Source organism: Clostridiales bacterium (genome assembly GCA_018333995.1).
Classification (GTDB): domain Bacteria; phylum Actinomycetota; class Coriobacteriia; order Anaerosomatales; family SLCP01; genus JAGXSG01.
In genome coordinates, this window is record JAGXSG010000007.1 from 75,013 (window position 1) to 89,892 (window position 14,880).

Here is a 14,880-nt window from a genome sequence, read left to right on the forward strand (position 1 = left end):
TGGGAGAGAAGACTGTGGGCCGTACCGCAAGGGCTGACGTATCTCACGCGCCAACTCCTTCCATCTTGCGTGTGTCGCCGTCTGACTCGTCTTCCTGTGGCTGAACTGGCGGTACTCGCGCGCGATGAAGCCTACTGTGGAGCGTGAGTTTCATGGCATGAACTTACCACATATGGTAACCTATTGCCATGAAACGCGAAGAACTCCTGGCGATAGTGGGCGACGAGCCTGTCTTCACGACGGGCATGCTCCTCGGCCCCGGTTCAGACGTCCGCAATGTGCACAAGCAGTTGTCCCGCTGGACGTCCGACGGGTTCGTGGTGCAGCTGCGGCGTGGCGTGTACGCGCTGTCGGAGCCGTACCGGCGCACAGAGCCTCATCCCTACGAGGTCTCGAACACGTTGGTGCCCGGTTCGTACGTGAGTCTCGAGACCGTGCTCGCCGATGCCGGACTGATCCCGGAAGCGGTCTTCGTCACGACAGCGTTAACCACCGGCAGGCAAGCATCTCGTAAGACGCCGTTTGGTACGTTCGTGTATCACCATGTGAAGGAGTCGCTGTTCTGGGGATACGAACACGTGGAGCTTTCCGGCGGCAGGTTTGCGTTCGTGGCGACGCCGGAAAAGGCGCTCCTCGACCTGGCGTACCTGCGAACCGGCTCCAACAATCCCGCGTTCGCCCGTGAACTGCGACTGCAGCACCTCGACGAGATCGACGCATCGAGACTCATGGAGCACGCGGAGAGATTCGCGAGCCCCAAGGTGGCACGCTTCGCGGCGAACGTGGTCGGTCTCGCGTGGATCGAGCGAGAGGAGTTCACAGAGTGAAGGAGTACCTGGCGAGTGTCGTCAGCGGGGTTCCTCGGCAGGCGGCGACCAACGTGATGCGTGAGTATCTGCAGGCGCGGGTACTCCAAACGTTGCAGGACCGAGGTGCCTGGGAGTACCTCGCCTTCCACGGCGGCACCGCGTTGCGGTTCCTCTACGCGATCCCCCGGTTCTCGGAAGATCTCGACTTCGCTCTGGAGGTAGATGCCGCGAAGTACGACTTCACGGCGCTGCTTGAGGCGGTGCGCACGCGGTTCGAGCGCGAGGCGTATAACGTGACCTTGAAGGTTGCCACCAAGACCACCGTCAACAAGGCGTTCGTCCGCTTCGTAGGGCTCGAACACGAGCTGGGACTCAGTCCGCAACGGGACAAGACGTTCTCGGTCAAGATCGAAGTGGATACCAACCCGCCGGCTGGTGCCGTCGTCGAGGTCACGACGGTGCGCAGGTACGCGACACTCAGGCTTGCTCACCACGATCGCTCATCGCTCCTCGCCGGCAAGATCGCCGCGTTGCTCCTGCGAGAATGGATCAAGGGCAGGGACGTCTACGACCTTGTGTGGTACCTGAGCGACCCAAGCTGGCCGGAACCCAATGAGGTGTTGCTCGCCAACGCGTGCGTGCAGGCGGGTCGGACGGAGCTTGCGCACGAGGGCGCGTGGAGGTCTGCTCTGTACGCGAGGATGAGGGAGGCGCCGTGGGACCACGTGCTCACCGATGTCGAGCGCTTTCTCGAGCGCGACGCCGACCGCTGGATGCTCGAGCGTGAGACCGTGCTCGGGGTGTTGAGGCAGCGAGGGGTGGGAGAGGGGCAAGAGGCGTAAGCGATTCTCGGCGGCGCTCTTCGCGTACCTATCCCTCTTGTGCGAAAAGGAATACCACGCTACTATTGGGCGCGCGATCCCCTCTCGCTTGGCTGACGAGGGGTGTGGCGTGGCACATGCAGGGAAGCGTGAGAAGTTTGGCGCGCACTATCCGCTACGCGTGATACAAGAACGGATTGCAGAGGGTCACTACGTGATTCCTCGGCGGGTGCGACGATACATGGATCGGCGTGAGTGGACCGAAGCGGACTTGCGGGCATGTGTTCAGGCGCTCGATTCTTGCGACTTGCACAAGTCACAGGAGCACCTCGAACGCCCAGGTGTGTGGCTCGACATCTACCGGCCGACGTTCGATGGGTGTCGTCGCTATCTGAAACTCACGGAGACCGAGGACGGGCATAGTCTTGTGGTTCTAAGCTTCTGTGCTGATGGTGAAGCCCATTAAGGGGTGTGACATGGCGACAATGACGGTGGGTCCGGCGTGTCCGATCTGTGGCGCGCGGTCGATCGTTTCGACAAGCGAACCAGTGACGGTCGAACTGCGCACGGGCCGCTACACGGTCAGCGGGTTCGACTACGAGCGCTGCACCGCGTGCGCAGAGGAATTCCATCCAGCGGGTCAGACGGATGCGATACGGGCGGCAGCTTCCAAGCTCGCGCGCGAGGAAGCGGGCCTTCTTCGCCCCGACGAAATCCGCGAGCTGAGGATGAACCTCGGTCTCACTCAGGGTGATCTCGAACGACTGCTTGGCGTGGGAGAGAAGACCGTGGGCCGTTGGGAGCGCGGCCTCTTCGTTCAGAGCAAGACCGCCGACACGCTCATGAGGCTGCTTCGAGCGCATCCGGAGCTGGTAGGGGAGACTGGCTTCGTCGCGCGCGAGGGACGCGGGCCGTACCGCAAGGGCTGACGTATCTCACGCCCCAACTCCTTCCATCTTGCGTGTAGTGTTCAGTGCGGGGTGTCGGCAGCCTGGACGATGTCAGAGCGCTCCGGTAGGGTAGAGTAGATTGAGGGCGCGCCATACGCCGTGCGCGAGGGTTCGGATGGAGGGGAGTGAGGGGAATGGCTCGCTCGAAGCGAGATAGTATCTTTTCCGTCGTTGCGCGCGGGCTGCTGTGTGCCGCTCTGGTTGTGACTGTGGTGCCTGCGGTTGCGCCCGCGGTTGCGTCGCAAAGTGTTGTCGCGGGTGAGTCCGCCGTCGGCGTAAAGCAGGCGCGTCTCGCAGACGCTTTGGTGCGGGATGACTTGACGGGTGGTATGACCGCTCTTTCGGTGCCCGAGTTCTCCTCGGCGGTGCCGATAGGCCCTGGCGCAACGGTCGGCTTGCTCGCCGCGGACGAGGCCTCGGACGTTTACAGCATTACTCTCAGTGCCGATCAGCGCGTCGCGATCGAGCTTACCGGTGTGTCGGGTACGAACTTCGACCTCTACCTTTACCGGCAACCTCACTCCTTGGGCGTTGTTGCTTCCTCTTTGCTCGACGCGTATCCCGAGCGCATCGTCTACGACGTGCGCGCGCCGCACGCGGGGACGTACTACGTTGTAGTCGAGCGATTCTCAGGGATCGGCGCCTACACGCTCAACGTTGCTACCGCAGCGGCGCCTGTCTTAGGGCCCATTCACTCGATTCCTGGTGTGACGTACACACCGCCATCGGTGACCGGACAGCTCGATCGGGGAACCGAGCCCGATCACGTCTACGCGATCGAGGTGGCTGGCGGACAGCGCCTGTCGGTTGCCATGTCCGCTACCGGAGGAGATGCGGACGTATTTTTGTTCGGACCCGGTGCGACCGACGTCACGACCGACACCCCGGTCGCCGGAGCGGCGACACCGGACAATCCTGAGTTTCTCTTCTACGACGTGCCTCTCGGTGCTGGCGGCACGTACTACCTGAACGTGTGGGCGGCCTCAGGTTCGCCCTTGTATGAACTCTCGGCAACCGTTGCGCCCACGCCTGCTCCCGGTGCCGAGGCAGAGATTCCCGGGGTCGCCGTGAGCGCCTCGCCCGTGGTGAACGCGTTGGGTAGCACCGGGGCCACGTATGTCTACGCGCTGCCCGCCGCCCTCGTTGGCGAGCGCATCACGCTCTCGCTTTCGGGTGAGAGCACCACAGACTTCGACCTTCGCTTGTTCGCGCCTGGCACTGCGTCGGTTCACACCGGTTTGCCGGTCGCGCAAAGCAGGCTCCCATACTATCCTGACGTGATCACATATGATGTTCCGGTAGGCGCAGGCGGCGTCTACTACGTTCAGGTTAGCTCGTTTCGTGGCGCTGGTGCGTTTGCTCTCACGTGGTCGATTGGCCCGCGCACGCACGCCTCGGTGCAGCGCCTCTCAGGACAGGATCGTTACTTAACCGCCGTCGATATCTCGCGCAAAACGTTTGCAGCGGGGTCGTGTGAGACAGTCATTCTCGCGACGGGTGCTGACTTCCCCGACGCCCTTGCTGCGTCTGGTCTTGCCGGAGCGTACGGCTCTCCGGTACTGCTTACCCCGCGCACGGGTCTGCCTGCTGAAGTCCTCGCTGAGATGACCCGTCTTGGTGCGAAGAGGGTTCTCATCATCGGGGGTACCTCGGCAGTAGGTGCGGACGTCGAGACGGCGCTGAGAAGCGAGTTTGGCCGTGTCAACGTCGAACGCGTCTGGGGTTCTGATCGCTTTGCGACTGCAGCTGCCGTCGCTTCGGCGACGATCGCGGAAGTCAACCGCGCGGGACTCGACTGGAACGGTATCGCGTTCATCGTCCGTCACGATGGTTTCGCTGATGCGCTCGCGGTTGCTCCGCTTGCCTACGCACGCAAGATTCCGGTGCTCATGACACGTCCGCTCGGTCCCCTCAGTTCCAGCACACGCACGGCGCTTACCTCTATCAAAGCCGAAGAGGCCCTCATGGTTGGCGGAACAGCGGCCATCGCCGATTCGGTCGCCACGGAGCTTAGAGGTGTTACTGGCATCCAGCGGGTCGACCGTATCGGCGGCAAGGATCGATTCGAGACTGCGGCAAAGGTTGCCGAGTACGCGCTCAGGTTTCACTGGGCTGACACCGGCGTAGTAGGGGTAGCAACTGGCCGCGGCTTCGCCGACGCGCTTTCCGGCGGCTCGTCTGCCGGTGCGGCTGGCGGTGTCCTGCTGCTAACCAACACCGGCTCGCTACCAGTGCCGAGCTCGGGCTTCCTGCAGACACACCGTCACCGGATTAACGCCGTACATGTGTACGGTGGCACGTCCGCGGTTTCCAACGACGTTGTCGACGAGATCTCACGCATCGCTCCGTAGCGAACTGATACCATCGGTACTGCCAGTTGCCGTTACGAGAGGAATCACATGCGGCTGATCGTCGTTGTCGGCGCGCGCCCCAACTTCATTAAGGTGGGACCGCTCATGCCCGCGTTTGCCTCGGCCGGGATTGAGGCGCGCCTCGCACACACCGGTCAACACTACGACGCCGCCATGAGCGACGTCTTCTTCACCGACCTCGATATCCCTGAGCCCACGTGGTTTCTCGGCGTAGGGTCGGGAACGCACGCGGTGCAGACTGGCAAGGCGATGATGGCGCTCGAGGAGCTCTTCATCGCCGAGAACCCCGATGCCGTCATGGTCGTGGGCGACGTGAACTCCACGCTCGCTGGAGCGCTTGCCGCGAGCAAGCTGCACATCCCGGTCGTCCACCTTGAGGCGGGTCTGCGTTCCGGCGACATGTCGATGCCCGAGGAGATCAACCGCCTCGTCGCCGACCAGCTTTCCGCTATGCATCTCACGCCTGGGCGCGACGCCGACGATAACCTTGTGGCCGAAGGTGTAGAACGCCGCCGCATTCACTTTGTCGGCAACATCATGGCCGAGAGCGTGCTTCGCAATGCCGTCCGGGTCGAAAGCCGCGAAGTGTGCCGCGGCTACGGGCTCGAGCCGGGATCCTACGTGCTCGCGACGGTGCACCGGCCGGAGAACACCGACCACCCCGAGCGGCTCGCCGCCATTGCGAGCGCGTTCATGGCGATAGAACTACCGGTGCTCTTTCCGGCACATCCGCGCACGAAACCGCTGCTTGCCTTGGCTGGACTCACCGATGAGGCGCGCACGTACGTGGTTGACCCCGTTGGCTACCTCGACATGCTCGCGCTTCAGCGCGACGCTGCCGCTATCGTGACTGACTCTGGAGGTGTGCAGGAGGAGTCGTGTGTGCTCGGCACGCCGTGCGTGACCGTGCGACGCAACACTGAGCGCGGCATTACCGTCACCGTGGGCGCGAACCGGCTCGTGACCGCGGAGACGTCGGCGGTTCTCACCGGTATCGAAGATGCACTCGCCTCGTCGCGCGACTGGGAGCGCCCGGAGCGATGGGATAGTGAGGTCGCCGGGCGGGTGGTGGCAGCACTCCAGGGCGGCATAATTCCACTTCAGGGATTGGATGCTTGATGTGGCGCGCATGAGGATCTGTGTCACTGGGGGCGCAGGCTACATCGGTTCGATCACCGCGCGTCACCTGATCGACTCCGGGCACGATGTCGTGGTGCTCGACTCACTGGTGCGTGGGCGCGCCGAGGCGGTCGACCCGCGCGCGCGATTCGTGCGTGGCGACATCGGCGACATTACCGCTCTCGACGACGCGCTACCCGGTTGCGACGCCGTGATGCACCTCGCGGGTCTCATCGAGGTTGCCGAGTCGCAGCGCGAGCCGGGTGCGTACTTCGACGTCAACACCGCTCGGCCGGTGCTCATGCTCGAAGCGATGAGACGCCACACCATCCCCGCCATTGTGTTTAGCTCCACAGCGGCGGTCTACGGCGAGCCCGAGAGCGTTCCCATCATCGAGGACGCCCCCACTCGGCCAATCAACACCTACGGCGCCACTAAGCTCATGTTCGAGCAGATGCTTGACGCCTACGGAACCGCTCACGGAATCAGGTCTGTCCGCTTCCGGTACTTCAACGTCGCGGGCGCGTGGCCGGACGCCTCTCTCGGCGAGGCCCACGATCCTGAGACCCACATCATTCCGCGCATCTTGCAGGCCATGGGAAGCGGGCAACGCGAGTTCGAGGTATTTGGCGACGATTACTCCACGCCCGATGGCACGTGCGTCCGCGATTACATCCACGTGTGCGATCTTGCCGAGGCGCACCGTCTTGGCCTCGAACACCTTCACGCCGGCGGTGATGGTGGCGTCTTCAACCTCGGCAACGGACAGGGCTACTCCAACCTCGAGGTGGTTCGCGCCTGCGCCGAGGTCACCGGAGTCGACATTGAAGTACGCACCGGGCCGAGGAGAGCGGGTGACCCGGCCGTGCTTGTCGCCTCGGCGGATCGTGCGCGTGCGGAACTCGGCTGGATACCGGCGCGCGGCGAGCTGCATACCATGATCGCCGACGCATGGCGGTGGCACAGCGTTAGCCCACAGCGTTAGCCTCTGGAACTCACGTGTGGGAATGGTAGAATGACTTTCGCCGCCAACGCGGCACCCAAGCGGGCGATTAACTCAGCGGGAGAGTGCTACCTTCACACGGTAGAAGTCACTGGTTCAAATCCAGTATCGCCCACCATGGATCACAGTGCGCCCCTTCGGGGTCTCCGCGGAGATATTCGAAGGGGCGTTTTAGCTGGTAGGAGCCGATAGCGCAGTCGGTGAGCTCGGCGTTCAAAACTGCGGCATTGAGAAGGTGGCGCTTGCCTTCGGTGTCAGCTGTCGCGAACTGCGACCATGCGCTCGTCGCGGCCCTGGCTACCGCCTCGACCTGCCAGTAACGTTTATTTCGCAGACGACTCCTTGCGCCGCACGCCATGCGGGAGTTTCCAGGTGGGAAGGTCCATGAGAGCTTGGGCAGCACCCGACCACAGCCACGCTCGCCTTGACCCGAGAAGCACCCTGGTCACGCATGATCTTGTTGCCAGATGCTGTTATGCGGACTACGTACTCATCGTTAGTCAGATGACCCCGAAGGATTGACTAGTTGTAGCCTGTGGAATACACTCGTCGTGTGATTGAGATTCGCAGAACAGACGAGTTCGACGAGTGGCTGGCGCGGCTCCGCGACGCCCAGGGCAGGCAGCGCATCCTCGCGCGGATCACCCGGCTCTCCTTCGGGAACCCCGGAGACGTGAAGCCGGTCGGCGATGGAGTGAGCGAGATGCGCGTCCCGCACGGCCCCGGGTACCGCGTGTACTTCACTCGGCGAGGCGAGCTGTTTGTGGTCTTGCTCATAGGCGGGGACAAGTCCTCGCAGGATAAGGACATCGCCAAGGCCAAGCAGTTGGCCGCCGGACTCGGAGAGGATGACTGAGATGGCGCACACGAAGACGAAGCTGTTCGACGCAGTCGACTACCTCAAGACCGAAGACGATATGATCGGCTACCTTGAGGCCGCGTTCGAGGAAGACGATCCACGTGTGGTTGCGGCTGCTCTCGGCGACATCGCCCGGGCCAAAGGAATGAGCCAGGTGGCGCGCGAGGCCGGACTGGGGCGCGAGTCGCTCTATAGGTCGCTCTCTGCTGAGGGTAACCCTGAGCTCGGCACGATCATGAAGGTCATGCGCTCACTAGGACTGAGTCTCCACGCTCGTAGGTGCGCTTAGCCGTCAATGACTAACAAAGGCATCGACGCAGACAAACCGGTCGTGTGAGGTATTCGCGACTTGGAATCCAGGCGTGGCCGGATTGCTGGTCATACCTAGCACGTTGGACATGCAAGAGACTGGGCACCACCGCAGCTACGATGTATACTCACGATGTACATTCATCGGAGGTGCATCATGCGGCGAACTCAGATCTACCTTACGGATCGTGAGCAGAAGGCGGTCAAGGCGATCGCGCGACGCCTGGGCACGACCCAGAGCGAAGTGATTCGCACAGCAGTCGACCGGTTCATCGACCGCGAGAGTTCGGCGGGTCGGCTCGATTTGATTCGCAGCGCGAAAGGACTGTGGAGGGATCGCCAGGACTTGCTTGACGCAGATGCTTTGCGAAGCGAGTGGGATCGGCTGGATGCTGGGGCTGACCGCTCATGACGACGAAGCGCCTCCTTCTCGACACTGATGTGATCATTGAGTACCTGCGCGGGCGCGACGAGGCGATCCGGTACGTGGAATCCCTGGAAGACGAACTGTACGTCTCGGCGATCACGGTGGCGGAGTTGTACTCGGGCGCGAAAGGCATCGATGAGGAGGAGGCGCTCGAGCGGTTCCTCGACGCGTTCGAGGTCATCCCGGTTGACCGGGCGCTCGCCCGTCTCGGAGGTATCTGCAGACAGCGCTACCGACCGGCCCACGGCACCGGACTCGCTGATGCGATTGTCGCCGCATCGGCCGATTCCGTTGGTGCGGTGCTCGTGACGTTCAACAAGCGACATTTCTCCATGATGAAGGACGTGGTCGTTCCGTACAGTCGCAGTTGAGTGATGTCGAACACGCGCATCAGGCCTGCGCGCACGAGAGTGGCAGGCAGAATGGTTGTAACCCGAGGGCACCCTCTGAGCCCGCCACTGATCTGGCCGCGGCTGCAGGTCAAGCCTAATGCGTTCGACTACACCAGCGGACGAGCTGTTGCGAAGGATAGGTGAGCGATCATGAGTACCATCAGTCTGCGTCTGCCCGAGTCGCTGCACAACAAGGTGCGCGAACTCGCAAAAGAAGAGAACGTCTCGATCAACCAGCTCATCACTACCGCGCTCGCGGAGAAGATGGCGGCGCTCATGACGGTCGCGTACCTCGAAGAGCGCGCTACCAGTGGTGACCGGGCTAAGTTCGAGCGCGCCATGGGCAAGGTTTGCGATGTCGAGCCGGATGAAGCAGACGTCTGATCAGTAGAACAAGCATCAGCGGGCGGCAGCGCGCGCGGGAATCAAGCCTGCGGGTGGGCCACCGCTCACTCGCCGCGCGTTAGCGACACGAGTAATTCGAGTCCGGACGCGCGAGACTCCCGTAAGCGAACGCGCTCTCTTGACGTGAGTCACCATCGTGTACACAATAGTGTCACGATTGGAGGCACATCATGAAGTTCATCAGCGTCCGGGATCTCCGCGGAAAGTCTGCTGACATCTGGCGCGACCTGCCGGATGAGCGCGAGATGGTCGTCACCAGCAATGGGCGACCCGTCGCCATATTGGCAGCGGTCAACGAGTCCAACCTGGAAGAGTCACTCGCGGCGTTTCGTCAGGCACGCGCTGTCGATGCGGTTGCCGCTATGCAGCGTCGCTCGGTTGCCCGCGGAACAGATGCGCTGTCCCAAGCTGAGATCGACGCGGAGGTAGCTGCGGTCCGCAAGGCCCGTGTCCGTTGAGGATAGTGCTCGACACCAACGTGCTCGTCTCCGGGCTCCTCTCTCCATTCGGCCCTCCCGGTGAGATCGTCCGCATGGTGTCTTCTGGCGCGGTGACCCTGTGTCTCGATGCCCGCATACTCGCAGAGTACGACGAGGTCCTCGCAAGACCGAGGTTCGGCTTCGAGCCTGATGCGGTCGCTGCGCTGCTCGACTACATCGTCTTTGCCGGTGAGATCGCCGCTCCACAGCTGCTCGCCGCGCGCCTTCCGGACCCCGACGATGAACCGTTCCTTGAAGTCGCCTTGGCTTGCGGCGCTGACTGTCTGGTCACGGGGAACCTGGCGCACTTCCCCCCACAGTCCCGCTGCGGCGTGTCGGTGGCGTCGCCAGCAGAATTCGTTGAGCGGGTCCGCCTCGGGGGGTCAACGCGAGACACCTAACCCGCGCATCCACCGCGACAAACCGCGACGATGGCGTCTGTTGCGCGCATCTTGGCGTCGCTCTTCGCCCAAGAGCGTTTGACCGTCCTTAAGGAGAGTATTTCAGGCTCGCGCTTGGCACCGCTCGTGAATCGCGGGTAGGATTCCTCTTGGAGGTACATCATGGTCGCAGCCATCGAAGACAAGCGCGAGGCGATAGCCGCTCTGTGTCGCAAGTACGGAGTCGTCCGCATGGACGTCTTCGGCTCAGTGCTGCGCGATGACTATGATCCCGGCAAGAGTGACGTCGATTTGCTCGTCGATTTCGAGGCGCGTGATCCGTATGCGCTTGCGGAGGCGTACTTCGCCATGCTCGGTGAACTGCGTGAGATGTTCGGTGGCCCTGTCGACCTTGTGATGTCTGGCGCCATCAAGAATCCATATATCCTTGCGGATATCGAGGCGTCGAAGCAGGTGTTGTATGCGGCGTAGCGCGCTCGCCTATCTGCGGGATATCGTCGATGCATGCGATTCCGTCGTGGCTACGCTCAGCGGCGTGGACGTTGAGGCGTACCTTGCCAACCGCACGATCCGCTCTGCAGTGGAGCGCGAGTTCACGATCATCGGCGAGGCCGTGAACGCCATCTCTCGACAGAACCCGGAGTTGGCAGGCCAGATCTCCAACGCACGCAAGATCGTGGGATTTCGCAATCAACTCGTGCACGACTACATCGCGATCAGAGACGAGGTTGTCTGGGCGATCGCGCAGCATGACGCTCCGGTGCTTCGCGAGGAGTGCCGCGCGTTGATTGATGATCTGGAGCGGGCGGACTAACCAGTAGTTCAACCCGACTCGCTTCGCTAGCGGCTCAACTCACTGACGCCTACGCACCGTTCGAAGCGCGTCGACCACGGCCCACCACCACCGATCACAGTGCGCCCTTTCGGACTCTCCGCCGAGAGCCTTCGAAGGGGCGCTTTAGCGTAACTCCCTGGTAGACTGTCACCGTGATCATCTCTGTTGACTCCGTTACCAAGACCTTTGGCGCGCGCGTCCTGTTCGAGGGGGCGTCGCTGCGTGTCGGCGCGCGCGACAGGGTCGCCCTTCTGGGTCACAACGGATCCGGGAAGACGACGTTGCTCGAGATCATCGCAGGTCAGCAGAGCCCTGACAGCGGTACTGTCACCAGGGCAAAGGACGTGGTGATCGGCTACCTTACACAGGAAGCGATCGAGATATCGGGGCGCACCGTCCTTGAAGAAGCGCTAACGGCCGCGTCTGGCGTCACCACCCTTGAACACCGTCTCACCCTCCTTGAGAGCGAGATCGCCGAGACCCCCGCCGGTTCGGCGCAAGAGCGGTTGCTCGCTGAATACGGTGCGGCGCGCGAGCGGTTCGAACATCAGGGCGGCTACACCATCGAGCCGCGTGCGAGAGCGGTTCTCACCGGTCTCGGATTTAAGGAGCGCGACCTTTCCCGCATGGCCGAGGAGTTCTCGGGTGGCTGGCTCATGCGGCTCGCGCTAGCAAGGATGCTTCTGGCGACCCCCGATCTCCTTCTCCTCGACGAGCCAACCAACCACCTCGACCTTGAAAGTGTCACGTGGCTCGAGACGTTTTTGCGCAGCTACGAGGGGGCCATCGTGATTGTCAGTCACGACCGCGCGTTTCTTGAGGGCCTTGTTGACCACGTCGCCGACATCGATCAGCGTCACGTCACAACGTACACAGGCACCTACCAGCGCTATCTAGACGCCAAGGCACTCGCGCTTCAGCAACTCGAAGCGGCCTACCGCAAGCAACAACGCGAAATCGCGCATATGGAAAGATTTGTCGAGCGCTTCCGCGCGAAGAACACCAAAGCGACACAGGCTAAAGACAGGATAAAGAAGCTTGAGCGGATGGAGCGTATCGAGCTACCCGAGCAGCGACGCAGTGTGCGCTTTGCGTTTCCGCAACCACCACGGACGGGAGACGAGGTGGTACGGCTTTCGGGGGTGCGCAAAGCCTACGGCGATAACGTCGTGTACGACTCTCTCGATCTGGCACTCTACCGTGGTGACAAGGTTGCGCTCACCGGACCCAACGGTGCGGGAAAATCCACCCTTCTCAAGATGCTCGCCGACGTTCTCGCACCCGATGCGGGGGAGCGCGTCTGGGGCGTCAACGTAGATGTGGCCTACTTCGCCCAGCACCAGCTCGAGGCGCTCGATCCGGCCAAGAGGGTCTTCGACGAGCTCGATTCGGTGGCTCCCGGCTGGACACAATCCGAGGTCAGACGGCTGCTCGGCACGTTCCTGTTCACTGGCGATGATGTTGACAAGAAGGTAGCGGTACTCTCGGGAGGGGAGCGGTGCAGATTGGCGCTGGCCAAGATGCTTGTGAAGCCCGCGCCGCTTCTGTGTCTCGATGAACCCACGAACCATCTCGACATCGCGTCGTCCGATGTGCTCGAAGCGGCGCTCAAGTCATTCGAGGGTACAATTGTCCTCATTACGCACGACCGGCACCTGATTAGGGCCGTGACGAACAAGATCGTCGACGTGCGTGATGGAACAGCCACCGTGTACGATCGCGACTACGACGAGTTTCTGGCGGTGCGGGCGCGGATCGATGCGCAGGCAACTGACGTTGCTGGCGGCTCCGGACCTCCCCAGGCCGCAGCGCCTCCGTCCTTGCCCAAGTCGAAAGAACGCAAGCGGGAGGAAGCGGAGCACAGAAACCGCCGCTACCGGGAAACTCGTGACAGCCGGGCAGCCCTGGAGCGGGCCGAGCGCGAACTGGCGGCCTTGCAACATCGCCACGATCAGCTCGTCGCCCTGATGGCCGATCCCGCTTTCTACGAAGACGCAGGTGAGTTCAGTGTTGCAATGAGTGAGTACGCCGACATCAAGCCCCGGTTGGCCCAGGCGGAAGAGGCATGGATGATCGCTGCCGATGCTGTGGAGCGAGCCGACGCCGGGTCTTAACCCCGCCCGTGATGCTCGCTCGGCCGTAACGTTGTGACGCCCTTCACCTGCGATAACCGTACATTGTAACAATCTTTACAATGTTGTTTGGATATGCGATGATGCCGTCGGTCATCGCATGAAGAGTCAACACGGCAGGGGGCATTCGTGGAAGGGCCGTACGCCGACAGCGTACTGTTCGTAATCGGTTCAGCCACGGCAGCCGTCGTGTTTATCTTGGTTGTGTTCGCCGCCAACGCGCTACTCTCGCCGCGCAACCCCACCGCCCTTAAGGTTGAACCCTACGAGTGCGGAATGCCTCAGGCCGGCCATCCGTCAGCGCCCGTCCGCCTGCGTTTCACCGCGATCGCGCTGTTGCTTGTCATCTTCGATGCCGAAGCGGCGATGCTTTTTGCGGTCGCGAGCGGCCTCAGAGGAAGTCTTAGCGGCGTGGTCGCGGTTGGCGCGTTTGTAGTTCTTCTCGGAGTGGGCTTGCTCTACGCGTGGCGCAAAGGGGTGCTCACGTGGCGCTGATCGACCGTCTTGGCAACGCCCTTGACCGCGGCTCCGGCGAGATCATTCTCACGAGCATGGATGCCGTGCTCGACTGGGCACGCAAGACGTCGCTTTGGATGATGCCCATGGGAACGGCATGTTGCGCCATGGAGCTCATCGCCGCGTCGTTCAACAAGTTTGACTTCGACCGGCACGGCACGTTTCCCCGTCCTGACCCGCGTCACACAGACGTCATGGTTGTCGCGGGCACGATCACCCGCAAAATGGCTCCGGCGGTCAAGCGTCTCTACGAGCAGATGCCAGATCCTAAGTGGGTCATAGCGATGGGAAACTGCGCCGTTTCGGGCGGAATCTTCTACTACGATTCCTACTCGGTGGTGCGCGGCGTTGACGAGATCCTCCCTGTCGACGTGCACGTGGTGGGCTGCCCGCCACGTCCCGAGTCGCTTCAAGACGCGGTGTTGCGCTTGCGCGAGATCATAGCGACTGAGTCGATTGCCCCGGGCGCTCGGTACGACCGCCCGCTGAGTCTCCCGGGCGGCCCCTGCAGCACGGGCCACGACGCATCAGGTGACGAACCGTCCAGTAAGTGTGGTGGCGTTGGATGAACATTTCCGATCTTCGCGACCACCTGTGCGCGACGTTTCCTGATCTGTGTCCGCTGTTCTCGATCGAATTCGATGACGGTGTGATCACTGTCGAGCGGGACGCGCTCTACGCTGCCGCCTCAAACTTGCTGGAGTTTGGGTTCGAGCGGCTCGGGATGATAACCGCCGTCGATCGCGGTGAGTTCTTCGAGTATGTGAATCGTCTCCACTCCCAGTCGCTGTCGGCCTCAATCTCGCTCAAGTGCGCTCTTCCCCGCCAAGACGCAAGGGTCGCGTCCCTCACTTCGCTCTGGCCCGCCGCGAACTGGCACGAGCGCGAGACGTATGACCTGTTTGGGATCGTCTTCGAGGGTCATCCCGATCTGCGCAGGATCTTGCTGCCCGATGAGTGGGAGGGCCACCCGCTTCGCAAGGACTACCACGATGAGCGTGTCATCAAACGACCCGACTACATCTGAGGACGAGAAAGGAGGGCGTGCGTG

The 14,880-nt window shown here is 62.3% G+C and carries 20 protein-coding genes and 1 tRNA gene; all 21 read left to right on the plus strand.

The window, feature by feature from the left end; translation table 11 throughout:
- Positions 1-188 precede the first annotated feature (188 nt).
- The 21 genes from KGZ40_01795 (at position 189) to KGZ40_01895 (ending at position 14,856) form a co-directional block, all read left to right on the plus strand.
- The gene (locus KGZ40_01795; GenBank protein ID MBS3956257.1) at positions 189-827 is read left to right on the plus strand and encodes a hypothetical protein; all 639 of its coding nucleotides are present in this window, start codon (positions 189-191) and stop codon (positions 825-827) included.
- Positions 824-1,651: a nucleotidyl transferase AbiEii/AbiGii toxin family protein gene (locus tag KGZ40_01800; GenBank protein ID MBS3956258.1), complete on the plus strand. Its 828-nt coding sequence runs from the start codon at positions 824-826 to the stop codon at positions 1,649-1,651. The genes KGZ40_01795 and KGZ40_01800 overlap by 4 nt, the downstream gene beginning before the upstream one ends.
- Positions 1,652-1,760: 109 nt before the next feature.
- Positions 1,761-2,096 carry a type II toxin-antitoxin system MqsR family toxin gene (locus KGZ40_01805; GenBank protein MBS3956259.1) on the plus strand — a complete coding sequence of 112 codons (336 nt, stop codon included), beginning with the start codon at positions 1,761-1,763 and terminating at the stop codon, positions 2,094-2,096.
- A gap of 10 nt (positions 2,097-2,106) precedes the next feature.
- Positions 2,107-2,559 (plus strand): type II toxin-antitoxin system MqsA family antitoxin, encoded by a 453-nt coding sequence (locus tag KGZ40_01810; protein MBS3956260.1) that lies wholly within the window; start codon positions 2,107-2,109, stop codon positions 2,557-2,559.
- 155 nt (positions 2,560-2,714) lie between these two features.
- Complete coding sequence (locus KGZ40_01815) at positions 2,715-4,931, plus strand: cell wall-binding repeat-containing protein (GenBank protein ID MBS3956261.1); 2,217 nt, start codon at positions 2,715-2,717, stop codon at positions 4,929-4,931.
- A gap of 48 nt (positions 4,932-4,979) precedes the next feature.
- On the plus strand, positions 4,980-6,071 hold the full coding sequence (gene wecB / locus KGZ40_01820) for a UDP-N-acetylglucosamine 2-epimerase (non-hydrolyzing) (GenBank protein MBS3956262.1): 1,092 nt from the start codon (positions 4,980-4,982) through the stop codon (positions 6,069-6,071).
- A gap of 10 nt (positions 6,072-6,081) precedes the next feature.
- Entirely contained in the window at positions 6,082-7,056 is a 975-nt protein-coding gene (gene galE / locus KGZ40_01825; GenBank protein ID MBS3956263.1) for a UDP-glucose 4-epimerase GalE, read from the plus strand.
- A gap of 61 nt (positions 7,057-7,117) precedes the next feature.
- Positions 7,118-7,192: transfer RNA gene (locus KGZ40_01830), tRNA-Val, on the plus strand.
- 435 nt (positions 7,193-7,627) lie between these two features.
- Positions 7,628-7,930: a type II toxin-antitoxin system RelE/ParE family toxin gene (locus KGZ40_01835; protein ID MBS3956264.1), complete on the plus strand. Its 303-nt coding sequence runs from the start codon at positions 7,628-7,630 to the stop codon at positions 7,928-7,930.
- 1 nt (position 7,931) lies between these two features.
- On the plus strand, positions 7,932-8,222 hold the full coding sequence (locus KGZ40_01840) for a putative addiction module antidote protein (protein MBS3956265.1): 291 nt from the start codon (positions 7,932-7,934) through the stop codon (positions 8,220-8,222).
- A 177-nt stretch (positions 8,223-8,399) separates the two neighbouring features.
- Positions 8,400-8,654 (plus strand): ribbon-helix-helix protein, CopG family, encoded by a 255-nt coding sequence (locus KGZ40_01845; GenBank protein ID MBS3956266.1) that lies wholly within the window; start codon positions 8,400-8,402, stop codon positions 8,652-8,654.
- A complete protein-coding gene (locus KGZ40_01850) occupies positions 8,651-9,040 on the plus strand; it encodes a type II toxin-antitoxin system VapC family toxin (GenBank protein MBS3956267.1) in 390 nt (129 codons plus the stop codon). Before KGZ40_01845 ends, KGZ40_01850 begins: the two co-directional genes overlap by 4 nt.
- Before the next feature lie 171 nt (positions 9,041-9,211).
- Positions 9,212-9,445, plus strand: coding sequence for a toxin-antitoxin system HicB family antitoxin (locus KGZ40_01855; protein MBS3956268.1), 234 nt, complete (start codon positions 9,212-9,214; stop codon positions 9,443-9,445).
- Positions 9,446-9,636: 191 nt separating this feature from the next.
- Positions 9,637-9,924, plus strand: coding sequence for a type II toxin-antitoxin system Phd/YefM family antitoxin (locus KGZ40_01860; protein MBS3956269.1), 288 nt, complete (start codon positions 9,637-9,639; stop codon positions 9,922-9,924).
- Positions 9,921-10,346 (plus strand): putative toxin-antitoxin system toxin component, PIN family, encoded by a 426-nt coding sequence (locus KGZ40_01865; GenBank protein ID MBS3956270.1) that lies wholly within the window; start codon positions 9,921-9,923, stop codon positions 10,344-10,346. The genes KGZ40_01860 and KGZ40_01865 overlap by 4 nt, the downstream gene beginning before the upstream one ends.
- Positions 10,347-10,508: 162 nt before the next feature.
- Positions 10,509-10,817: a nucleotidyltransferase domain-containing protein gene (locus KGZ40_01870; protein ID MBS3956271.1), complete on the plus strand. Its 309-nt coding sequence runs from the start codon at positions 10,509-10,511 to the stop codon at positions 10,815-10,817.
- Positions 10,807-11,160: a DUF86 domain-containing protein gene (locus KGZ40_01875; GenBank protein MBS3956272.1), complete on the plus strand. Its 354-nt coding sequence runs from the start codon at positions 10,807-10,809 to the stop codon at positions 11,158-11,160. Before KGZ40_01870 ends, KGZ40_01875 begins: the two co-directional genes overlap by 11 nt.
- Before the next feature lie 173 nt (positions 11,161-11,333).
- Complete coding sequence (locus KGZ40_01880) at positions 11,334-13,295, plus strand: ABC-F family ATP-binding cassette domain-containing protein (GenBank protein MBS3956273.1); 1,962 nt, start codon at positions 11,334-11,336, stop codon at positions 13,293-13,295.
- Between the two features lie 147 nt (positions 13,296-13,442).
- Positions 13,443-13,808 (plus strand): NADH-quinone oxidoreductase subunit A, encoded by a 366-nt coding sequence (locus KGZ40_01885; protein MBS3956274.1) that lies wholly within the window; start codon positions 13,443-13,445, stop codon positions 13,806-13,808.
- A 56-nt stretch (positions 13,809-13,864) separates the two neighbouring features.
- Positions 13,865-14,398 (plus strand): NADH-quinone oxidoreductase subunit NuoB, encoded by a 534-nt coding sequence (nuoB, locus tag KGZ40_01890; GenBank protein ID MBS3956275.1) that lies wholly within the window; start codon positions 13,865-13,867, stop codon positions 14,396-14,398.
- Positions 14,395-14,856, plus strand: a complete 462-nt coding sequence (locus KGZ40_01895; protein ID MBS3956276.1) for an NADH-quinone oxidoreductase subunit C — start codon at positions 14,395-14,397, stop codon at positions 14,854-14,856. The genes nuoB and KGZ40_01895 overlap by 4 nt, the downstream gene beginning before the upstream one ends.
- Positions 14,857-14,880 lie beyond the last annotated feature (24 nt).